The 23,642-nt window shown below is 44.7% G+C and carries 17 protein-coding genes; 1 reads left to right on the top strand and 16 read right to left on the bottom strand.

Translation table 11 applies throughout. From position 1 onward, the window contains the following. Nucleotides 1-12: 12 nt before the first annotated feature. The 10 genes from EAI83_RS08420 to EAI83_RS08375 form a co-directional block, all read right to left on the bottom strand. Entirely contained in the window at nt 13-1,821 is a 1,809-nt protein-coding gene (locus EAI83_RS08420) for a Na/Pi cotransporter family protein (protein WP_118608070.1), read from the bottom strand. Nucleotides 1,822-2,195: 374 nt separating this feature from the next. Further along, nucleotides 2,196-3,926 carry a DNA cytosine methyltransferase gene (locus EAI83_RS08415; protein ID WP_129975066.1) on the bottom strand — a complete coding sequence of 577 codons (1,731 nt, stop codon included), beginning with the start codon at nt 3,924-3,926 and terminating at the stop codon, nt 2,196-2,198. Nucleotides 3,927-4,309: 383 nt separating this feature from the next. After that, on the bottom strand, nt 4,310-6,148 hold the full coding sequence (glmS, locus tag EAI83_RS08410; protein ID WP_015525228.1) for a glutamine--fructose-6-phosphate transaminase (isomerizing): 1,839 nt from the start codon (nt 6,146-6,148) through the stop codon (nt 4,310-4,312). Nucleotides 6,149-6,255: 107 nt separating this feature from the next. Beyond that, nucleotides 6,256-7,467 (bottom strand): threonine ammonia-lyase, encoded by a 1,212-nt coding sequence (gene ilvA / locus EAI83_RS08405; RefSeq protein ID WP_015525229.1) that lies wholly within the window; start codon nt 7,465-7,467, stop codon nt 6,256-6,258. A 6-nt stretch (nt 7,468-7,473) separates the two neighbouring features. Continuing rightward, nucleotides 7,474-8,412, bottom strand: coding sequence for a signal recognition particle-docking protein FtsY (gene ftsY / locus EAI83_RS08400; RefSeq protein ID WP_015525230.1), 939 nt, complete (start codon nt 8,410-8,412; stop codon nt 7,474-7,476). Nucleotides 8,413-8,430: 18 nt separating this feature from the next. Next, complete coding sequence (gene smc, locus EAI83_RS08395; RefSeq protein WP_092069922.1) at nt 8,431-11,991, bottom strand: chromosome segregation protein SMC; 3,561 nt, start codon at nt 11,989-11,991, stop codon at nt 8,431-8,433. Nucleotides 11,992-12,004: 13 nt separating this feature from the next. Continuing rightward, nucleotides 12,005-12,685 (bottom strand): ribonuclease III, encoded by a 681-nt coding sequence (rnc, locus tag EAI83_RS08390; RefSeq protein WP_022427036.1) that lies wholly within the window; start codon nt 12,683-12,685, stop codon nt 12,005-12,007. Continuing rightward, entirely contained in the window at nt 12,675-12,923 is a 249-nt protein-coding gene (locus EAI83_RS08385) for an acyl carrier protein (protein ID WP_021652554.1), read from the bottom strand. Before EAI83_RS08385 ends, rnc begins: the two co-directional genes overlap by 11 nt. Nucleotides 12,924-12,971: 48 nt before the next feature. Continuing rightward, a complete protein-coding gene (gene plsX, locus EAI83_RS08380; protein WP_092069919.1) occupies nt 12,972-14,018 on the bottom strand; it encodes a phosphate acyltransferase PlsX in 1,047 nt (348 codons plus the stop codon). A gap of 230 nt (nt 14,019-14,248) precedes the next feature. Further along, nucleotides 14,249-16,084, bottom strand: coding sequence for an ABC-F family ATP-binding cassette domain-containing protein (locus EAI83_RS08375; protein ID WP_129975064.1), 1,836 nt, complete (start codon nt 16,082-16,084; stop codon nt 14,249-14,251). A 497-nt stretch (nt 16,085-16,581) separates the two neighbouring features. Between EAI83_RS08375 and EAI83_RS08370 the strand changes: the two genes are divergently transcribed. Next, nucleotides 16,582-17,310 carry a LytR/AlgR family response regulator transcription factor gene (locus tag EAI83_RS08370; protein ID WP_129975062.1) on the top strand — a complete coding sequence of 243 codons (729 nt, stop codon included), beginning with the start codon at nt 16,582-16,584 and terminating at the stop codon, nt 17,308-17,310. Here the strand turns inward: EAI83_RS08370 and EAI83_RS08365 are convergent. The 6 genes from EAI83_RS08365 to EAI83_RS08340 all read right to left on the bottom strand — a co-directional run bounded on the left by EAI83_RS08365 (nt 17,249) and on the right by EAI83_RS08340 (nt 23,615). Then, complete coding sequence (locus tag EAI83_RS08365) at nt 17,249-19,183, bottom strand: GHKL domain-containing protein (protein WP_161206351.1); 1,935 nt, start codon at nt 19,181-19,183, stop codon at nt 17,249-17,251. The two genes, EAI83_RS08370 and EAI83_RS08365, sit on opposite strands and share 62 nt — an antisense overlap. After that, nucleotides 19,158-19,760, bottom strand: a complete 603-nt coding sequence (locus tag EAI83_RS08360; protein ID WP_129975058.1) for a hypothetical protein — start codon at nt 19,758-19,760, stop codon at nt 19,158-19,160. The genes EAI83_RS08365 and EAI83_RS08360 overlap by 26 nt, the downstream gene beginning before the upstream one ends. A gap of 235 nt (nt 19,761-19,995) precedes the next feature. Beyond that, the gene (locus EAI83_RS08355; protein ID WP_129975056.1) at nt 19,996-21,363 is read right to left on the bottom strand and encodes an MATE family efflux transporter; all 1,368 of its coding nucleotides are present in this window, start codon (nt 21,361-21,363) and stop codon (nt 19,996-19,998) included. 96 nt (nt 21,364-21,459) lie between these two features. Next, nucleotides 21,460-21,642, bottom strand: coding sequence for a 50S ribosomal protein L32 (gene rpmF / locus EAI83_RS08350; RefSeq protein ID WP_015525241.1), 183 nt, complete (start codon nt 21,640-21,642; stop codon nt 21,460-21,462). A gap of 3 nt (nt 21,643-21,645) precedes the next feature. Then, nucleotides 21,646-22,173 carry a YceD family protein gene (locus EAI83_RS08345; RefSeq protein WP_129975054.1) on the bottom strand — a complete coding sequence of 176 codons (528 nt, stop codon included), beginning with the start codon at nt 22,171-22,173 and terminating at the stop codon, nt 21,646-21,648. 251 nt (nt 22,174-22,424) lie between these two features. Further along, entirely contained in the window at nt 22,425-23,615 is a 1,191-nt protein-coding gene (locus EAI83_RS08340) for an acetate/propionate family kinase (protein ID WP_118369303.1), read from the bottom strand. Between the last annotated feature and the right edge of the window lie 27 nt (nt 23,616-23,642).

Raw genomic sequence — 23,642 nt, 5'->3', positions numbered from 1 at the left:
CTTTTTCATTTCTTATTCTACCTCTTCCGGCTCCATACTGAGCATATGGCCTTCCTGATTTCCAATATCATATTTCTGTCCGTATTCCTTGAAATACTGGTAGTAGTCCGCACTGTTTGTGGGATAGATCTTGGAATCGTGAATATGAAGATCAGATCCTGTCTCTCCGCTCTTCATAAGTGCCACCATAGCACTTGCACAGTGAGTTGCGATACGACAGAAACTGTTAAGGATATCACTAAATACCGTTCCCTCTTCCAGTCCGCATTTGCCCTGGCTCAGTCGCTCTGCATGACGCATCTTCAGTACATCACAAAGTCCTGTGATCACAGCTCCGAGAGGTGCTACTCTCTGTGCCATTTCTTTATCATCTTTCATGAAAGCATTGCAGGTTATATTGATATCCTCACGAACTGCCTCCATAACAACATTCAGCTCATCCCAGGCTTCCTGTGAAAAATTCGTATGGTTATCATGCATTTCATTGGACATATGAGCAATGTAAGAAGCATGATCACCGATACGCTCAAAGTCATTGATCGTATGCAGATACAGTGAAGTCTGTCTTGTCTGTGCAGAATTCATCTCTCTCTTTGTCAGCTGGATCAGATACTCTCCTAGACGACTTTCATACTTGTCGATCAGATCCTCTTTTCGCTGAACCTTATCATACTTATCCTGCTGATAATCATTCAGAAGATTCATGGCTCTGTTGACATTCTTACGGAGCTTCTTGGACATTCCGTTCATTACACGGTGACACTGTGCGATAGCAAGGGCCGGGTAATTCAGAAGACGCTCTTCCAGAAGATCAAAGTCTGCCTCATCTTCCAGATCTTCTTTGTCATCCTTCACAAGCCAGCATACCAGCTTCTCGATCTTTGGAATGAATGGAAACAGCACGATAACCGTTGCCAGACGGAAAACTGTGTTCAAAAGTGCGATCGCTACCGGTGTCATGGTCATATCCATAAATGTAAAATGTACAAACGCATTCACGGTATAAAAGATCACAGACCAGAGAATCAGACCAAACAGGTCATTGATCAGATATACAAGAGCCGTTCTTTTACCGTTCTTATTTGCTCCGATGGCTGAGATCAGAACTGGACATGCAGCACCAACACCGATACCAAGAACGATCGGAAATGCACTTGCAAATGTCAGGATACCGGTTACGGAAAGAGCCTGGAGCACACCGACTGTTGCAGACGCACTCTGGAGTACCGCAGTAAAAGCGATACCTACGAGAATACCTGCGATCGGATTGGAAAACATAGTCAGCATCTTGATGAACATCGGACTCTCACGCAATGGAGATACCGCACCACTCATCATCTGCATACCTGTCATCAGGATCGCAAAACCAAGCATGATATTTCCCACGTTCTTATGTAAGGTACGCTTACAGAACATACGGAAAATAATACCAACTACAGCCACAACAGCAGAAATAGTTGCTGTGGAAAGAACACTAGCGATTCCATTAGATCCTTCAATATAAGAAAGACATAAGATCCAGCCAGTAATACTGGTTCCGATATTGGCTCCCATGATGATACCGATCGCCTGTTTCAGTTTCATCATACCGGAGTTTACAAAACCGATCACCATAACTGTCGTCGCAGAAGACGACTGGATCACACTGGTAACACCAGTACCAAGTGCGACACCCTTCAGCGGAGTATTGGTCATCTTATAAAGAAATGCTTCCAGCTTATTACCTGCTGCCAGCTTCAGACCATCGCCCATTAGGGACATACCAAACAAAAATAATGATACTCCACACAACAAAGATAAGATCATTGAAAAAATTGCCATAATTTTCTCCTTTGTCATACTCGCTTCCTGTCATAACCTGTCAGGAGCCATGTTATCCTGAAAATGCGACTTTACATTTCCTTAATCTGGATTTTTCTTATTTTTAACATTTTCCCATTTATTATGCCACATCAATTTCCATATTACAACAACAGATTTATTTCGAAAATAAAAAAATTCGAAGGCAGCGGATTATCTTCCAAAACTCTGCCCTCGAAATGGGGATTTTTGAGTGATTTTTCACAAAATTTTCTATTTTTCCAGGCGCATCAGCATATCATCCAAAATATCTTCCAAATACCCTCCCGTTGTTTTTTCCCCTTCTTTTTTTATCTGGAGCATCGCTTTCAAATCTTCATCGGACAGGCAGATGATCAGTTTCCCGCTTTCCCGTAGACTTCCCCGTGCAGCCATTTTCGCATGTTTATCCGCTCCTTTTCTGGAAATAATGATCGCAACTTTACGGAGAGCTTTTCGTACAGATATTTTTCTGTAGTGTAAATTTCCCTCTGAGTAATAGGCTTTTCATAGTTTTTAAACTCGAACACGATATACTTCGTAGAAAAATACTTACAGATCGTGTCAAAAAAATCCTGTGTCACCCCGTTTTTGATCTTACAGCACATGTCAAAACGATACAGATCTTCCTCTGTTGTCTTCTGCTGCTCCCACAAAGTCAGATATTCTCCAAGGATATATTTCAGAATAGAAACACAAAGTTCCTCATATTTCTTGAAAGCTGCACTACCGGTCTCCAACACTTTTAACTGCGCTATATAGCTGTCAGCAACCGATTCCGGATCCGTATTCTCCATCTGGCTGCTTTCCTCAAAGATAAAAGGCTCCGGTCTCTCCGGTTCTATGTTTTCCACCGAATAATTCAGAATCGAGATCAGTTCGTTCTTCAGTTCCGGATAGTCCTCAAAGAGCCACAGCACATTTCGGATGTCCCAGACATATCCAAGCTTCGCCTCTTCGTACTTTCTCTTAGTCTCATCAGAGACCAGATTCGCCACTACACAGATATTTTGTAATGGCAGATCCTTTTTCTGATCTGACACTGCTTTTCCAACCAGACGGCTATAACTCTGCAACCGTTTAAGTGTAGCGATTTCTTTGGAATCACTGTACATTCTGGTCATAAAGACCCATTCATCGCTTTGGAAAGAAACCCCTTTATATGTAAGGTATTTTTCAAAAAGCTGCTTAAAGCGGGCCATATTTTCCCAGTTTTTCATCTGCACATCACCCTCTGAATTTATATAGGGTTCTACGCAGAGATTGCGAACGACCTGTTCTGTCACTTTTATGTTCGGCGCATATATCAGGCTTCTGTACATCCGGCTTTTGTTTGGCACAGAACGTGGAAAATCTTCCGGAAATCCCTTTAATCTGGCTATTTCTTTGTGTGTGATCTTATGATAGACGCCATGGATACGGATCAGCGGCATTTTTATCAGATTCAGACGAACCTGCCCGGATTCCCGATAACCGCCTTTTTCCCAACACAAAACGCTGTCACCGGCATGCGAAGCATCAATCTTCTCTTTCGCAAAATCAATTCTGTAATACCAGGAATCCTGTGGATTCATTTCCACCCAGCCATCCAACAGGATACTACTCTTATGGACCTGCACCGGCATGATCATATCCGAAGCATTCACTCTTTTTGAAACAATATATGCAAATTCTTCCCGCAGCGGAAATGCAGTAACCTCCGAACTCTGGATATTTTTATGCGTGATATGGTATCCATATTCTTGCAGCTGAAAAATGTGCTCCTTTATGAACCCTTTCCATAATTGCTTTTTCATAACAAAAAGAATGGCCGGCGGTCGTCTTCTTTGCACCAGGGTCAAACTATAAAACACCTCTTCTGCTTTCGACTGCGTCAGATCAAAAGCCCAGACATCACTGTCCGGAACTGTGGCAGGATCTATGGAAGAAAGGCTGCATGCAGTTACATTTTGACTTATATTTTCCTGATAGATCTCTATCACTTTTCTGTCCGGCTCATATGCTTTCAAAATCTCATAACCGGCATTTTGAAAACCAAGAGTCAGCGCACCGATACCGGCATTAAAGATCACCACTGTATTCTTCATATATTTTTTCCTATCTTATTATTTGTACTGTGACAGCAGCTCCAAAAGCTTACCACTGTTGATTGGTTTGTTATAATTGATCCCCACAAGCCAGGATATTCCCTGTACATTTCTGTAAAGACTCCGGATAATTTTTCTCCTTTATCTGCTCTATGGCTGTCCGGGCACTCTGGTTTCAGTTCAATCTCCTCTCTGGCACTACCGGCATAAGCATGTACCCGTCACCCCTTCTTAATATCCCCTGAAAAGCAAAATAATTTCACAGCATCATATGTCTATATGATACCATGAAACTATTTTTGCGTAAAGATTTTATAAAAAAGCCTCAGAGTATTTTCGCATATACATACTCTGAGGCTTTCTCTATAGTCCATATATATTTTTTACTCCACTGTCACGCTCTTCGCCAGATTTCGTGGTTTATCCACATCCAGTCCTTTGGCTACGCTTACGTAGTAGCCCAGAAGCTGAAGCGGGATCACTGCCAGGGATGTTGCAAAGTGCGGGTCTGTTTTCGGGATGTAGACGGTGAAGTCTGCGGTATCCTCGATATTGTAATTACCAAATGTGGTCAGGCCCATAAGGTAGGCGCCGCGGCTCTTACACTCAACCATATTGCTGACTGTTTTTTCGTAGAGATCCGGCTGGGTCAGCACACCGATCACAAGAGTCCCGTCTTCGATCAGGGAGATCGTTCCGTGTTTCAGCTCTCCGGCAGCATAGGCTTCAGAGTGAATGTAACTGATCTCTTTCATCTTCAGACTGCCCTCCAGGCTGATAGCGTAATCAATTCCTCTTCCTACAAAGAAAGCATCTTTTACATTTGCCTGTTTTGAGGCAAACCACTGGATACGTTCCTTATCTTCCAGGATCTTACAGATCTTATCCGGAAGTGTCTGCAGTTCACTGATATAATTGCTGTAGGCTTCTTCTGTGATCGTTCCTCTTACCATTGCAAACTGGATCGCCAGTGTATAAGCTGCGATCAGCTGTGTGCTGTACGCCTTGGTAGTAGCTACAGAAATCTCCGGTCCGGCCAGAGTATAAAATACATTATCAGCCTCACGTGCAATGGAAGATCCCACTACATTAACGATTCCCAGTGTACGAATACCATTTTCCTTGCATTTACGAAGTGCTGCAAGACTGTCTGCTGTTTCACCGGACTGGCTGATGATCACTGCAAGGCTGTTGGTGTTAAGGGCCATTTTTCGGTAACGGAATTCGGAAGCGAGCTCTACCCTTACCGGGATCTGTGCAAGATCCTCGATCACATACTGTGCTGCCATTCCTACGTGATAAGCGGAGCCGCAGGCTATGATATAGATCTGCTGGATGTTCCGGATGCTTTCTTCTTCCAGGCCAACTTCACTGAGGTCGATCTTTCCATCCTTGAGCACGGAATTCAACGTATCCAGTACTGCCTTTGGCTGTTCATGGATCTCTTTCATCATGAAATGCTCATATCCGGCTTTTTCCGCTGCTTCTGCATCCCATTCAATGGTTTTCAGCTCTTTCTCGATCTCATCTCCATCAAGATTGTAGAAGGTGACTTCGCCTTTTTTCACACGCGCCATCTCCAGATTGCCGATATAATATACATTGCGGGTGTATTTCAGGATCGCCGGTACGTCAGAAGCGATAAAGGATTCATCTTCTGCCACTCCAAGGATCATGGGGCTGTCTTTTCTGGCTACATATATTTCACCCGGATAATCCCTGAACATGATCGCAAGGGCATAGGAACCACGGATACGTACCATGGAATGTGTGATGGCATCCACCGGTGTTCCCTCATATTTCTTGTAATAATAATCGATCAGCTTGACTGCTACCTCGGTATCGGTCTCAGAATAGAAAGTATAGCCTTTACGGGCGAGCTTATTTTTCAGTTCCTGATAGTTCTCAATGATGCCGTTGTGGACTGCTACGATATTACCGTCGTCTGTCATATGCGGATGTGCATTGTTCTCAGAAGGTTCACCATGAGTTGCCCATCTGGTATGACCGATACCACAGGTTCCCGGTACAGTCTCTCCGCCGTTTGTCTTTTCTGACAGAACTTTCAGTCTTCCCTTGGCTTTGATCACTTCCGTCTCGCCCTCGCCGTCACGTACGGCGATTCCAGCGGAATCATATCCTCTGTATTCCAGCTTGGAGAGCCCATCTAAAAGGATCGGAGCTGCCTGGTGTCTACCTGTAAATCCTACAATTCCACACATATTTATCTGTCCTTTCTGTCTATGCAGGTATTTTCGCAAAAGACCGGGCTGTTACATCATATGCAACAGTCCGGTCAGAAGTTTCAGTTATTGCAATATAACATGTCCTACAGTATAGCACGTACCACTCTCGGTTTGCAACCCGCTTTTTCCAGAGCTGCAACGATCTGATTCTTATGATCTGTTCCGAATGCTTCCATAGTGATCCGAAGTTCTACGGCTGCATTTCGGTTGGTACTTACAAACTGGTTATGATCCAGTTTGATAACATTACCCTGATTTTCAGCGATCACACTTGCAACACGTACCAGTTCACCTGGCTTATCCGGAATAAGTACGGATACGGTAAAGATACGGTCACGCTGGATCAGTCCGTGCTGTACAACCGATGACATGGTGATCACATCCATATTTCCACCGCTTAAGATGGAAACGATCTTCTTATTCTTTACATCCAGATGACGGAGAGCTGCTACAGTAAGAAGTCCTGAGTTCTCTACGATCATCTTGTGGTTTTCTACCATATCCAGAAAAGCCACGATCAGTTCATCATCATCGATGGTAATGATATCGTCCAGATTTTCCTGGATATATGGGAAGATATTTTTTCCCGGAGTCTGTACTGCAGTACCATCTGCGATAGTATTTACGTGAGGAAGCGTTACGACCTCCCCTTTCTCCAGGGATGCCTTCATACATGCTGCGCCTGCCGGCTCAACACCGATGACTTTGATGTGTGGGTTCAGAAGCTTCGCAAGTGTGGAGACACCTGTAGCAAGTCCGCCCCCTCCGATCGGTACCAGAATGTAATCTACAAGCGGAAGTTCCTGTACGATCTCCATGGCGATGGTTCCCTGACCGGTTGCTACTGCCGGATCGTCAAATGGATGGATAAAGGTATATCCTTTTTCTTCTGCAAGGGCAAGTGCGTGTGCGCAGGCTTCGTCATATACGTCGCCGTGAAGGATAACCTCCGCACCGTAACTCTTGGTGCGCTCTACCTTGATCAGTGGTGTGGTAGTTGGCATGACAATGACTGCTTTTACTCCATATTTATGTGCAGCATAAGCAACACCCTGGGCATGATTTCCTGCAGATGCAGTGATCAGACCTTTGTTCCTCTCTTCGTCAGAAAGTGTGCTGATCTTGTAATATGCGCCACGCACCTTATATGCACCGGTACGCTGCATATTCTCTGGCTTCAGATAAACCTTATTTCCCGTCATATCTGAGAAATAACTGCTGTATATCAGCTTTGTTTCCTGTGTCACTTCTTTTACTTTTGCTGCCGCTTCCTCAAAGCTCTCTAATGTAAGCATTTGTATTTAGCTCCTTTCTTCTACGTCAAAGAGGGCGTTTACAAATGCGTCTGCATCAAATTTCTGCAGGTCATCGATACTTTCGCCTACTCCGATGTATTTTACTGGTATGTCAAGCTCAGACTGGATCGCTACTGCGATTCCGCCCTTGGCTGTACCATCAAGTTTGGTAAGAATGATTCCGGTAACGTTTGCGACCTCGGCAAACTGTCTTGCCTGGGAAAGCGCATTCTGGCCCGTGGTTCCGTCAAGAACTACCAGCGTTTCCAAATATGCTTCCGGATACTCACGTTCCAGAATACGGTAAATCTTGCGAAGCTCTTCCATAAGGTTTTTCTTATTATGAAGTCTTCCTGCGGTATCGCAGATCAGAATATCTGCATTTCTGGCTTTGGCTGCTGCCACGGCATCATAGACAACAGATGCCGGATCTGCTCCGTCCTGGCCGCCGATGATCTCAACGCCTGCACGGTTGGCCCACTGTGTCAGCTGCTCCCCGGCTGCCGCACGGAAGGTATCTGCTGCCCCGAGGATGACCTTTTTTCCCTGATCCTTTAATTTACCGGCCAATTTGCCTACGGAGGTAGTCTTGCCGACTCCGTTGACACCAATCACAAGGATCACGGATTTCCGATTCTCAAACTCATATTCTGTGCTTTCTACCTGCATCTGTTTTTTGATGCTGTCGATCAGAAGCTGTTTGCACTGGGACGGCTCCTTGATATGCTGCTCAGCAACCTGCTCCTTTAAATGCTCCAGAATGGAGGTGGTTGCATTAATACCGATATCTCCCATGATCAGGATCTCTTCCAGTTCTTCATAAAAATCATCATCAATACTGGAAAAACCGCTGAAAATGGAATCAAATCCGGCAACGATATTGTCTCGCGTTTTGGTAAGTCCGCTTACCAGACGTTTAAAAAATCCTTTTTTTTCTTCTGCCATACTGATTCATCCCCTCTGCTACTGGGTAAGCTGGTTCTCTACTAAATCTACGGATACCAGCGTGGATACCCCTTTTTCCTGCATGGTAATTCCATAAAGCCTGTCTGCTGCATTCATGGTACCACGTCTATGTGTTATTATAATAAATTGTGTGTTCTTCGTCAACTTCTGAAGATATCCCGCAAAACGTCCTACATTGGAATCATCCAGTGCAGCCTCGATCTCATCCAGAAGACAGAATGGTGAAGGCTTCAGATTCTGGATCGCAAAAAGAAGTGCAATGGCTGTCAGTGCTTTTTCTCCACCGGAAAGCTGCATCATGTTCTGAAGTTTTTTTCCGGGCGGCTGGGAAATGATCCGGATCCCTGCCTCAAGGATATCCTCGTCTTCCGCAAGTTCCAGAGTTCCCCGGCCTCCGCCGAACAGTTCTTTGAAGGCTTTGTCAAATTCTTTCTGGATCTCTCCGAATTTTTCGCTAAACTGCTTCCGCATGCCCTCATCCAACTCCTGGATGATCTGTTCCAGCGTTTTTTCCGCTTCCAATAGATCGTTGTACTGACCGCTTAAGAACGTATGCCGTTCCAGAAGTTCTTTGTAATCCTCAATGGCATTGACGTTGACAGAGCCAAGAGCTCGGATCTCGTCCTTTAATTTATGGATCTGCTGCTTCATCACATGCCTGTCATTCATTTCTTCTTTCCTGTACTGCAAGGCATTATTCGGAGTGATCTCGTATTCTTCCCACATATAGGAAATCCTTGCTTCCCGGTTCTCTTCGATCTTTTCTGCCTGAGTCTTCAGTCGGAAGCATTCTTTGTCCAGAAGACTGATCTGGCCGGACAGCTCATCACGCTTTTCAAAAAACTCCTTATGGCTTTTTGTGCGCTCTTCCTTTTCCTGCTGCCATTTTTCCAGCTGTTTTGCAGCCGCCTCTTCTTTTGCGGCAAAGCCTTCGATCTCCTTACGGACCTTGTCGATCGTCTTTCTCTTTTCTGCAGTTTCCTGGCTGCCTTTTTCCAGAGAATCCAGAATTTCTTCCCTCTCTTTCGAAAGAACTTCGATCTCCTCTTTCAGGCGCCGCAGATTTTCCTTTATGAAGCTTTCCTTCTGCTGGGATGCAGATGCGTCAAGACGGATCCTTTCCAGCTTCTCTGAAGTCTCCGCTTCGTCCTTTTTCCAGTCCTCCAGCTCCTTCTGCCGGGTCTCGATAAACGTTTCCAGCTCTTCCTCATCCCTTTTGGATGCTTCAAGTTCCTGCGTGATCTTTATGTTATCTGCCTGCATGTCTCTTGCCTGAAGACGGATCTCCTCCTGCTCCCTCTCGATCCTGGTATAACCGCCGCGGATCTCCTCCGCTTTTTTCTCCAGCTGTTCAATGTTCAACCTGGCTGTATTCTGCTGAATGGATTGTTCCTGAAATTTCTGCTGCAGCGCCGCCACAGTATCACGCATCTCATTTCTTCTGCTGCGGTTATCTTCCATGGACTGTCGGATCTCATGATACCCGGCTGCCAGCTCTTTTACCTTCTTTTCCAGTTCCTCGATCTCACGACGACGCCCAAGAAGATTGCTGTTGTTCTTAAAAGCTCCACCGGTCATGGAACCGCCTGGACTTAAGGATTCTCCCTCCAACGTTACCATACGGATACTGTGTCGGTATTTTCTGGCAATGGCAATAGCATGATCGATATGATCCACCACCAGCACTCTGCCAAGAAGATAACCGATCAGACCGTCATATTCCTTCTCTGCAGTTACCAGGCCACTGGCAAGACCAATAGCTCCCGGTTCGTTCAAAGCACCTCTTTGATTAAACTCGCCTCTTGAAGAAATGCTGTTTAACGGGAGAAAAGTCGCACGACCATACCGGTTTTTTTTCAGGAATTCGATCATCTGCTTGGCAGTCTGCTCGTTATCCGTAACGATATTCTGAATACTTCCGCCAAGAGCTGTCTCAATAGCGATCTCATAATTTTTTTCAACGTGAATGATATCCGCCACTACGCCACGGATCCCAGGAACATGATTCTTCTGTTCCATGACACGGCGGATACTGTTTCCATATCCATCATAACGTTCTGTGATATTGCGGAGGGATTCCAGTCTGGATGCCTCTCTATGATAGGACGTCTGTTCCTTTTCCAGCTGTGTATTCTGCTGTTTAAGGGTTTCCTGGATGGCATGTATCTCTTTTGTAAGACGGCTGCCTTCTTCTCTGGTTTCCTGAATGGCCTTCGTGATAGTGTCGTATTCCTTCTGTGCCTGATCGATCGCTGACTGCTGCTCCTCTTCCTGGGTTTTCAGGGAAAGGATCCTCTGACTGATCCCTGCTTTCCGGATATCCAGCTGCTCCTTCATGGCATCAAAACGCTGTGCCTTACCTTTGGTGTTTGCACGGGAATTAAGGATCTCAATGATCTCATTCTTACCATCTTCCACTGCCTGGGTGCATTCTTCGATGCTGCTCTGGATATTGTCCATTTTTTTCTGCTCGTCAGCAAGTTTTCTATCGATCTCCCGTAAATTTGCCTGAAGATCTGCTTTTTGCTCTTCCAGAGCCTCCTGGTCTGCAGATTTTTTCTCCGTATCTTCCTGAACTGCTAAAAGACGGCTGCGATAATGACTATCATTCTGCTCTCCTGCCAGGATCTGTTCATGAAGAACATTGATCTCACCGGACAGCTGTTGTTTACGGATAGCACGATCCCGGCTTTCTTCCCGCAACGCCTCCATCCGCTCATTCAGCTCTTCCAGTATTTTTTCCAGACGTTCATATTCATCCTTGGTACGACTATGAGCATCCTGGGCTTCTTTTAACTGATTTTCTGCGATCCTGGTTTTTTCTTCCAGCTCGCGGATCAGATTTCCGGTGTGTTCATATTCCAGGAGGAACATATTTATATCCAGCTCTTTCAGATTTTCTCTTTTTGCCAGATATATTTTTGCAGTCTCAGACTGACGTTCCAGCGGTTCCAGCTGCTTGGTCAGCTCACTTAAGATGTCCGTGACACGGACCAAATTCTGTTGTTCTTCCTCAAGCTTCTTCAGTGTGGTATTTTTTCGTCTTTTAAATTTGACGATCCCGGCTGCCTCGTCAAAAAGCTCTCGGCGTTCTTCGGGTTTTCCACTTAAGATCTTATCGATCTGACCCTGTCCGATGATGGAATATCCTTCTTTTCCGATACCGGTATCATAGAACATCTCATTGATGTCCTTTAAACGACAGGAGCTGCCGTTGATGCGGTATTCGCTCTCACCGGAACGATACAGTCTTCTGGTAACGGTTACTTCTTCAAAATCCACCGGGAGCTTGTGATCACTGTTATCAAGTGTAATAGCCACGGACGCAAAGCTCAGAGGCTTGCGAAGCTCCGTTCCTGAAAAGATAACATCCTGCATATTCCCGCCTCGAAGCTGCTTGGCGCTCTGTTCTCCCAGAACCCAGCGGACTGCATCGCCAACATTACTTTTTCCGCTGCCGTTAGGTCCTACGATGCCGGTGATCCCGTTATGAAATTCAAAATTTATTTTCTGTGCAAAGGATTTAAATCCCTGCACCTCTATATTTTTCAGATACATTGGCCACCTGCTGTTATTTTATACTGCGTATTGCCTCTAGAGCTGCAGCCTGTTCTGCTGCCTTTTTTGTATGGCCGATTCCGGTTCCCATACTTTTTCCATTGATCAGCGCCTCCACAGTAAAGCTCTTGCTGTGGTCCGGTCCCTCTTCTTTCAGAAGACGATATTCCACCGGATGATTTCCGCCTTCCTGTACCATTTCCTGAAGCACTGTCTTGCTGTCATAAAAAATCCTCTTATCCTCCAGATCGTTCAGGATAAATTTCATAACAAAAGCCTGTGCCGGTTCAAATCCACCGTCCAGATACATAGCCCCGATCAGAGATTCCAGGGCATCAGAAACGATGGAATCTCTTTTACGACCGCCCATCATTTCCTCACCTCTTCCAAGGAGGATAAACTCCGGAAGCCCGAATTCTCTTGCACAGTAGGCAAGACTCTTTTCACATACCATGCTGGCACGTTTCTTGGTCAACTCACCTTCCTGATTATTCCGGAATTTTTTGTACAGGAAATCACTGCTGATCAGCTCCAGCACCGCATCTCCAAGAAACTCCAGACGCTCATTGCATCCAAGCTTTCCAAGGTGTTTTTCGTTGGCATAGGAGCTGTGTGTCATTGCCTGCTCCAGTAAAGATTTTGCGGTAAACTGGTATCCGATAGTCTGCTCCAGCTTTTTTAAATTATTTTCCATTTCTTCTTCCCTTCGTTACCCGGCGAAGAGTCTCCACTGCATCGCCGACAGTAACGATCTCCTCGGCTTCCTCCGGGGCGATACGAACATCAAAAGTTTCCTCCAGATCAATAAGAATCTGAAAAAAATCCAGAGAATCCACTCCCAGATCATCCACAAAGGTAGTTTTTTCTGTAATGGCATCCATATTTCTTCCCAGAGTTTTTTCGATGATGGTCTTCAGCATTTCCAGTTCCACGACTGTTCGCCTCCTGTTCTGTCTGTAATATTTCCGGCAATCCCGGTTTTATTTTTTTTCGCTTTTTTCTTCTGCCTGTGCTTTCTGCTCGGCTGCTATAAACTCCTCGATCTTTTCATTGATTTTCTCTTCCTTAAACTGCTCGCACTGAAAGATCGCATGACGGATTTCTACGCTTTTGGCACTTCCGTGGCTTTTGACCACAAGACCTTTCAGACCAAGAAGCGGTGCTCCGCCATATTCACTGGCATCAAATGATTTTAAGGTTTTCTTAAGAGCAGGTTTTACCATCAGAGCTCCCATTTTACTGCGAATGTTTGTCATCATACCTTTTTTGATCATAGATATCAGAGTAGCTCCAACACCTTCATAAAGCTTGAGGATCACATTTCCTACAAAAGCTTCACAGACTACTACATCTGCATAACCTGACGGGATATCTCTCGCCTCAATACTTCCGATGAAATTGATATCCTTACATGCTTTTAACAGAGGGAAGGTAGCCTTTACCAGCGCATTGCCCTTTTCTTCCTCAGCACCGTTATTAACGATAGCAACTCTTGGTTTCTTAATACCCACTACATTTTCCATATAGATGGAACCCATCTGCGCAAACTGTACCAGATGATCTGGTCTCGCATCTACATTGGCACCACAGTCGATCAAAAGGGAAACGCCCTTTGCCGTAGGGATCAGCGGAGCAAGAGGTGGTCTCCGGATCCCTTGGATCCTGCCTACGATCACCTGGCCTCCTACCAGTACCGCACCGGTGCTTCCGGAGGAAACAAAGGCATCGGCCTCCTGTTTTTTTACAAGATTTAATCCCACTACAATAGAGGAATCTTTCTTTTTCTGGATAGCCATGACCGGAGGTTCCGCAGTCTCGATCACCTGAGACGCATGCACCACACGGATCCTGTCCTTAGGATAATCCGGGTATTTCCGAAGCTCTGCTTCGATCACATCCTGTACTCCTGTAAGGATGACCTGGATGTTCTCTTTTTCTTTCACAGCTTCCACTGCGGCTTTTACCGGTTCCTCGGGAGCATTGTCACCACCCATTGCATCTACAACGACTTTTACCATTTCTGACATATGTTGTCCTTTCTCTGTCCGAAATCTTTTCGGAATGCATATGGTACACTGTAGTGAAAATCCTCATACACATCCGTATAAGGATTTTCATTGCAGAGTACCAAAAGTTAAGCGGATATTCGAAATCCGCATTCGCTACCTACTCATAACCGAATAACTGCTTCGCAGTTTATCCGGTTAACGTACCGTTATTTATGATACTAGAGTTTTGCCTGAGAAGTCAATATCTTTTACTCTTTCTGATTTTCAATCTGCTCTGCAAGATCATTTAAATATACCCAGCGATCCATTTTTTCGTCCAGCTTCTGCTGGATTTCCTGCTGCTCGTCGGAAAGCTCCCGGAGTTTTCCCGCATTTGTGGCATTGGCAGCCATCTCTTTGTCAATCTGCTCCAGACGTTCTTCCAATGCTGCAATGTCATCGTCAATAGTGTCAAATTCTTTCTGTTCTTTATAGGTGAATTTCAGTTTCTGTTTCCGGTTCTGTTTCCAGGTATCTGCAGCAGATTTCTTTTTCTCAGGCTCAGCTGTTTCTCCCTGTACTGTACCGCCATTCATATCTGAACGCATTTCCAGAGACTGTCCCTTTCTTTCCTTTGCTTCCAGATAATCCGTATAACCGCCCTCATACTGGACAAGCCGGCCATCTCCCTCAAATGCCATAATACGGTTCACCACATTATCCAGGAAATAGCGGTCATGGGACACCGTGATCACGATGCCGGAAAAAGAATCCAGATAGTCCTCAAGAATGGTCATGGTGGGAATATCAAGATCATTTCCGGGCTCATCAAGAAGAAGAACATTTGGCGCCTCCATCAGAACCTTCAAAAGATACAGTCTTCGCTTCTCACCTCCGGAAAGCTTCTCCACCGGGGTGTACTGCATGGCCGGATCAAAAAGAAATCTCTCAAGCATCTGGGAAGCTGTGATCCTTCCTTCTTTTGTCGGAACATATTCCGCCACCTCACGGATATAATCGATCACTCGCTGTCTTCCATCCATATCCGGAACGTTTTGGGCAAGATACCCGATACGGATCGTTTCTCCGATCTGAATCTCTCCGGAATCCGGCAAGATCAGTCCATCTGCCATTTTAAGAAGTGTGGACTTACCGCAGCCATTTGGTCCGATGATCCCGAGACGCTGATCACGAAGAACAATATGATCAAAATCATTGATCAAAAGACGACCTTCGATGGTTTTACTTACATGATGAAACTCTATGGTTTTCTTTCCCATACGGGTCTCAATGGAATCCATTTCCACATTCTGCTCTTTCAGCGGGGTTTTTCCCGCCTTCAGTGCTTCCAAACGGTCAAGCCTTGCTCTCTGTTTTGTACTTCTGGCACGACAGCCTCTTGCTGCCCATTCCAGTTCCATCCGAAGTACACTGCGGCGCTTCCGGTCACTGGCAAGCTCCATTTCCTCTCTCTGCGCTTTCAGCTCCAGAAATCTGGAATAATCTCCTGCATAGGAATATAATTTTCCGTGGCTGATCTCCAGGATCCGGTTTGCCACACGATCCAGGAAATAACGGTCATGAGTGACCATGATCACCGTCCCACGAAAATTCCGGAGAAAATCTTCCAGCCATATGACCATTTCTCCGTCCAGATGGTTGGTAGGCTCATCCAGGATCAGAATGTCAGCCGGATTTAAAAGCATCCTTGCCAGCGCCACTCTTTTCTTTTCACCACCGGAAAGATTATCCATATTGATATTCTGATCGGTAATACCAAGTGTATTCAGCATGCGTCTGGCCTCACTTTCGGTACTCCAGTCCTTCTGCCATTTGCCTTCTGCCACATAATCCAGAATGGTCATATGCTGCGGAAATTCCGGAGTCTGGGGAAGCCAGCTGATCCGGATCCCGTTCTGGGTGATCACCTGCCCTTCGTCCGGTTCTTCCTCTCCGGCGATCACGCGGAGCAAAGTAGTCTTACCGGTTCCGTTTACACCGATGATACCTATTTTTTCTCCCTGATCGATGCCGCAGGAGATATCATCAAATATCACCTTATCTCCAAAAATTTTGTGGATATGTTCTATATTAAGAATGTTCATGCGCATTTTCTCCGTTTTCTTCCAAAGTATATAAAAATCATTTCCATGATAGCGAATTTCCACGATTCCGTCAAGAATCACTGTTATGACAGGGGAAAGGGCTGTACCTCAAATCTAGAAGTACAGCCCTCTTGGGGGATTGTTTTTTATCTGGATCTTGGTCAACAGTTTCTGGTGTCGCCAGCTGCTGCCCTTATTTTTCGTATATCCACCGCCTTTCGTATCTTTTGACGCTATTGTAAAAAAATTATCAGGAAATGACAACAGACCTGTGACAAAATGACAGTTTCCATGAAATATGACATTTTTATGGTCAAACGGATATTTTCAATAAAAACAGGTGACTTGATCTATTTGATCAAATGATCCTCAATTTTTTATTTCTGATAATTTTCTACATAATACGTCATTTCGGGCAAAAAACCGACATTGGATATGCGCCAAAATTATGATATACTATTTTTACTACTCTTTTATAAACCGGAGGTTATATTGTTTTGAATATTGCAATTATTGATGACATCTCAACGGATGCAGAAGCCCTGAAGAATATCGCTGTTTCCTATTTTGAGAAAAAACAGATCCGGGCAGAAATCTGTCATTTCTTCAGCGCAGAAGAATTTTTTGAAGATTATCAGCCCGGAAAATTTCAGATCCTGTTCCTGGATATTTATATGGACGGAATGACAGGTATGGAAGCTGCGCGCAGGATCCGAAGACAGTCCGATAGCTGCATCCTTGTTTTTGTCACTACCAGCAGTGATTTTGCTGTGGAAAGCTATGATGTAGGAGCCTCCTATTATCTTCTGAAACCATTTCAGCCAGAAAAACTCTGTTCCATTCTGGATTCCTTTCAATCCAGGCTTTTACTGGCATCCCGTTACATTGAAGTCGTTTCTGACCGGGTTCCCATCCGGGTCCCTCTGCGCAGTATTTTATATGCAGATACATTCCGAAATGCAGTGTGCCTTCATACCGACGCCGGTCCGGTCCGTTCTTATCTTACCTTTCACAAATTTGAGGAGCAGATCCGGGACTGTCCTAATTTTCTCTCCTGTTATCGTGGCTGTGTCGTCAATATGGATCGTATACAGGAAGCTTCTGAAGAAGGCTTCCTTCTGGACAACGGGGAGGTCGTCCAGATCCGGAAACGTGGCTCTTCTGCTATCCGTAAAGCCTATCTTCAGTATCTCTTTGCGTCAGATGAAGAAATATCTCAGCTTTGAAAATGCCATTTTCAGACTGAAAATCCGCAAACCCTCCATAACGTGCCGCAATTTCCATGATCGACGCAGTTCCGATCCCCTGTCCGGAATGCTTACCTGAAAAAAATCCTGTTTTATTTCTGCGTAAGGGATCTGTGCAGCTGTTTTCTTCTTTTATAAGAAGTTTATTATTTCTGGTACGTATCTGTACACGGACAAATCTGGAACTGCCTTTCGGACAAAGCTGTGCCGCTTCTATGGCATTTTCCAGAAGATTTCCAAAGAGACGACAGAAATCTGTATCCTGGATCCCTGTTTTTTCCGGTGCCTCTACCTGACACTGAAAAACGATCCCGTTTTTTCTGCATAGTTCTTCATAATAATGTAAGATCGCATCGGCAACCTGATTTTTACAGTAAGAATGATAGGTCAAACGTTCCTGGAATTCACGGGTATACCGGCAAAGGTATTTCTGCATTTCTCCATACTGCTCACGTTCCAGTAATGCAGACAGAACACGAAGGTGCTGACGCATATCATGACGGACACGGCTGGTTTCTTCCATCTGTTCTTTTAATCGGTCGTAATGATTTTTCTGGGCAAGGAGACGAAGTTCAGTCTGATGACTATATACCTCATAAGTCAGACTGATCTTATATGCTTCTGACAGATCTCTCCACAGAACACAGCCAAACGCAGCTGTCAGTATCAGCCCACCTGTCTCCGGGAAACCTCCTCCCAAAATCGGCTCATAAAGATACCCTATCCGATCTGCCACAAGGGAACAGGCATAAATCGTTGTTCCCACCAAAACGATCTTTCCATATCTGCAATCTGTTTCTCCAAAAGTATTGAGCAGCATATAGATCGCTGCCACCCATTTGACTGCCTCCCTGATCCAGACAACATCATAAAGAAGCCTGGCTGAAGGAAGTATATCCGCAAAAATCTCCAGAAAGAAAGCTACTACGATCCAGAGATCGATCAAAAGAAACAGATATATGCCCCTTTTTTTTCCTATAATACAATCCTCAAGCCGGATCATGCAGGAAAGGATCAGATAATAGATCATAGTTTCCAGGGCATACCAGGGCCTTGTGGGAAGAAGAAAAAAATTATGTACCAGGGAGCATAATGAATATCCTGCCACACAGAGACAGACCAGATTAAAAATAGCAAATTCTTTTGTCCTGGTTCTGACATGTACCATAAGAGTCCCAAACATGATACAGATACAGAACGCAATGGCACAGCCGCTTCCGAGTACCCGCAGTCCTCTCTGTATGCTTACACGGACCGGAGATCCCAAAACCGGAATAGCCTGGATTCCGGATCTGATATGGCTTTTGTCTGCTACTGCTATGACAATCTCTACAACCCCGGATCCCTGAAACGTAAAAACACGGTTCATGACCCGGTCCATATAGGTTTTTTCGTCAGGATCCCCCACTTCCCCGGCCAGTTCTCCATTGATATAGATTCGGTATGCGGAAAAAACCTCCGCCATAGATATCGCCCAGATTTTTTCCTCTTCGGGCAGGATCAGAAACATCCGGTATGTCCCACATCCATACGTAGAAGCCTCTTTATTCCCCAGTTCCATTTCATTACGTTCTCCGATCGAAATATAACAACTGTAATATCCTGGATCCTTTTTCAGCATCTCAGGTGTAAGCAGCTTTCCCGGAAAATATTGCCATTCCCTGGCAAGATAATGTAGCTTTGCCGCCGCATCTTTATCATCCAGACAAAGGATTCCCTGAATGGGCTGCTCGCCTTTCGCTGTATATTCATTATTTATGAGATACATCATAAAAAAAGCAGTCATAGATAACACCACAGTAAGTCCAAAGATCAGGGTCCATTGCCTACTTTTCTCCTTTATGACTGTCACCTCGCTTTCCGGATCTGCTTCGGATTCCTACGATCAGCACTGTTATCATTGTTGCTGTCGTCAGGACTGCCACTGCAAAAGGATTCTCTTCTATATCATCTATTTTCCGACCTCTTACGCAGAAGATTCCTGTCTCGTCCGTGTCAACGATCAGAAGATCCTGCTTTTTATCCAGGAATGTCTTTAGTTTTCTTCCTCGGGAATCCGTAATTTCCATAGTTTCCGGATCTCCGTTGGGAAACATCTCTTTTACCGGTATCATGATCCGGCTCCCCGGAATATCCGTGATCTTCTGAGTGCCTTTATAGATCTTTATTTCATATGAATGATTGGAAACCTTTTGTACCAGTGCCTGTATTGTACCATTCTCTGCTACCTTCCAGCTTTGTGCCACAGAAGCAGGGATACGAAGACTGATTCCTTCTTTTTCAAAATTTATATCTCCCATATATTTCAGGATAAGATCCAGACGTTTTCCACTGATCACAGTCCATTTTTCAGTAACAACTTCTGTTACTTTTCTGGCCGGCTGCTGTACTTCAGGTTCAGCCCGTACAGTCCTCGTGCTATAAATCATACCGACACACAGCGCAATAACTTCAAGTATCAACCAAAAACCATATCGTATTGTTTTTTGCAGATTATACATATCTGGTCATCCCCATTACATATGTTTCATCTATCTGCATCCAGAATACCTCTTTTTCAGCTTTCAGGCAATCAAATCTATACGTAATAAATCGACATCTTTCGAACAAAACAAAGGTGCTGATCACTGCTATTGCACAGAATCAGCACCTTTTCATATATCGTTATTTCTTTTTCTGCATACCTGGAAATCGCCGAAAATAATAGATGACAAACAGTACCGCAGTAATTATCCAGGACACCGGATAACTGAGCATGATACTGTCGATCCCCGGATGAGATCTTACAAAAGCAAACAACCAGATGATACGTAAAAGACAGACTCCTCCACAGGTCAAAATCATAGGAACCAGTACTCTTCCGGCACCACGCAGCGCTCCGGAAAGAATTCCGATCACAACATAAATAGCATAGGACGGAATCAGGAAACGGATCATATGCACCCCAATGTCTACAACCACCTGATCTGTTGTAAACAAATGGTAGATCGGATTTGCGAACAGAATAAGTGCTCCGCTTACAATAAACGCCGAAATGTATGCCATCACCATACAGACGCGGACACTTTTTCGCATGCGGTGGTATTTTCCGGCACCATAATTCTGTCCCACAAAGGTGGTAATTGAGATGGCAAAAGCATTGCATACCATCCAGAACACCGCATCAATCTTTCCCATAGTTCCCCAGGCTGCAACTGTGTCAGTCCCCAGTTCATTGACAAAAATCTGAATGGTGAGATTGGCAATATTATACATCACCGATTCCAGTCCTGCCGGAAGTCCAATCCTGAGAACTGCCCCAAAAGACCGGAGATCAAAACGAATCTCATGAAATTCCAGACGATAAATATCCTCTGCGCGCATCAGGAACCAGGTTACAAGGATGGCACTGACTGCCTGGCAGCTGACTGTTGCAAGTGCAACACCGAGGACTCCCATATGGAAGATCACTACAAATACAACATCCAGCAAAATATTCAACAAACAGGTAATGATCAGCACATAGAGCGGTCTTTTGGAATCCCCCACTGCTCTTAAGATACTGGATACCATATTATAGACCAGATTAAAAAATGTTCCCGCAAAATAGATATGCAGGTACAACACAGAATCCGGTATTACTTCTGCCGGTGTTTTCATCAGGTGAAGGATCGGCTCAGCCAGGATAAAACCTGCTGTTCCCACAATAATACTGGCAGCCAGGCAGAAGATCATGGATGTGTGAAGTGCTTTTTTAAGGTTTTTGTGGTCTTTCGCTCCGTAAAACTGAGAAATCACTACAGACGCACCGGAACATAAACCTACAAAAAAACCTACGATGAGATTCACGATCATACTGGATGAGCCTCCTACTGCTGCCAATGCTTCTTTTCCCACAAAGCGGCCTACTACAACTGTATCGGCAGTATTGTAGATCTGCTGGAACAGAGTTCCAAACAAAATCGGAAAAAAGAATATCAGAAGCTGCTTCCAGATCACACCCTCTGTGATCTGGTTCACGGCGGTATTTTTCTGATTCTTGTTCTGTTTCATATTTTTTTATTTCCCCCCAGAGTATAAAAAAAGCCGGTATACTTATCTCAGCATACCAGACTCTTTTCGCATCATATATTGACTGTCTAATTAAAATTAGTCCTCAACTTTGATGATTTCCTTCTTATTGTAGCTTCCGCAAGCTTTGCAAACTCTGTGTGGCATCATAAGTGCTCCACATTTGCTACATTTAACAAGGTTCATAGCGCTCATTTTCCAGTTCGCTCTTCTCTTGTCACGTCTAGCTTTGGAAGATTTGTTCTTAGGACAAATGGACATAGGTTACACCTCCTTAAATTTACTGAATATATCACTGATAGCTGCCATGCGGGGATCCTTAGGCTCCTCCTTGCATCCGCAGGGACCTTCGTTTAGGTTCTTCCCGCAGCGGCTGCAGATACCTTTACAGTCTTCTTTACATAAGACCTTTAAAGGCCAGCATATCAATACCTCAAGATAGACCAACCGGTCCACATCCAGGTTCATACCTGTGAGATAGCTGCTTTCATCCAGATCATTGACACGCTCTTCATCAGAAAGCTTCATATCAAGCTTCTTCTTAAATTCCAGCGGTATCTCGACGACTACTGTCTCAAGACAGCGGTCACAGGGAATGCCCACTGTAATCTTACCGGTTCCTGTAAGCTCAAGAACCTTATCACCGGTATTGGTGATCGTAAGCTCTACCGGTTCCTTCGCAAGTACCGGAAAACTTCCCATCTGAAAATCAATCTTCTCCAGTTCAGGAATAACTGATTCCTGGATCGTCTTGCCATCACAGGAAGAAATGTCTAATAAATGAATCTGCATAAGTCTCTCCTATCCACACTCAATCCATTATACATATGGTCTTGTGATTTGTCAACGTTATTTTCGGGAAAATATTACATTTTTTTAATTTTTTATTACTGTTGGCTTAATCAGAAATTCGGGGTAAATTACGGGGGTGGACCTTTAATTGTCCGCCCCCCGAATGTATACTGCTGATCCACAGTAATATATAATTCTGCCTGATTACCGATCATGCCCGAACGGTTCTGTACCGGTACTGAAACAGCTGATTATACCAGTGCTACAGTCTCACGGCAGATTGCAAGCTCCTCGTTTGTCGGGATAACTGCAACCTTAACCTTGGAATCCGGTGTGGAGATCACGATTTCCTCGCCACGATGTCCGTTAGCATCTTTGTCAAGTGTTACGCCAAGGTATCCGAGATAGCTGACAACCTTCTCACGTACCGGGATCGCATTCTCACCGATACCTGCTGTGAAGACGATCGCGTCAACACCATTCATTGCTGCAACATATCCGCCTACGAATTTAGCGATGCCATAGCAGAGAACGTCGATGGCATTAGCTGCATCCTCGTTTCCGCCTTCAGCTGCCTCGTTGAGGTCACGGAAGTCGCTGGAAAGTCCGCCGGAAAGTCCGAGAAGACCAGATTTCTTGTTGAGTACGTTCATAACGCCCTCAATGTCCAGGTTCTCTTTCTTAGCAATGAACTCCATGATAGCCGGATCGATGTTACCGGAACGAGTTCCCATAACAACACCTTCAAGTGGTGTAAGACCCATTGTTGTATCTACACATTTGCCATTTACAACTGCGCTGATGGAAGATCCGTTTCCAAGGTGGCAGACGATAACTTTGGAGTTGTCTTTGTCAAGGCCAAGGAAATCAACAGCTCTCTTGGATACGAAGCTGTGGGATGTTCCGTGGAAACCGTATCTTCTTACTTTATATTTCTTGTAGAAGTCAAGCGGAAGTCCATAGAGATATGCTTTAGCAGGCATTGTCTGATGGAAAGCGGTATCAAATACGCCTACCTGCGGTACGCCTGGCATAAGCTCTGCACATACACGGATACCAATGAGGTTAGCCGGGTTGTGGAGCGGTGCAAGGTCATTGCACTCTTCTACTGCTTTGATCATCTCGTCTGTGATCACTGCGGAAGAAGCAAATTTCTCGCCTCCGTGTACGACACGATGTCCGATCGCATTAACCTCTTTAAGGCTTCCGATTGCACCTGTCTTATCGTTTGTAAGAGCATCCAGTACCATCTGGATTGCTTCTTTATGTGTTGGCATAGCTGCCTCTGTGATCTCTTTGTCACATCCGGCTTTCTGGTATACCAGTCTTCCGTCAATACCGATTCTCTCGCAGAGACCCTTTGCAAGTACATTCTCTGTCTCAGAATCGATTAACTGATATTTTAATGAAGAACTTCCACAGTTGATAACTAATACGTTCATGATTTAACTCTCCTGATCTTTTAATAA

The sequence above is a fragment of the Blautia sp. aa_0143 genome, from assembly GCF_004167315.1.
In the GTDB taxonomy this organism is placed as follows: Bacteria; Bacillota; Clostridia; order Lachnospirales; family Lachnospiraceae; genus Blautia_A; species Blautia_A fusiformis.
The sequence above is the reverse complement of the archived record's forward strand: the minus strand, read 5'-3'. Positions and strand labels throughout refer to the sequence as shown.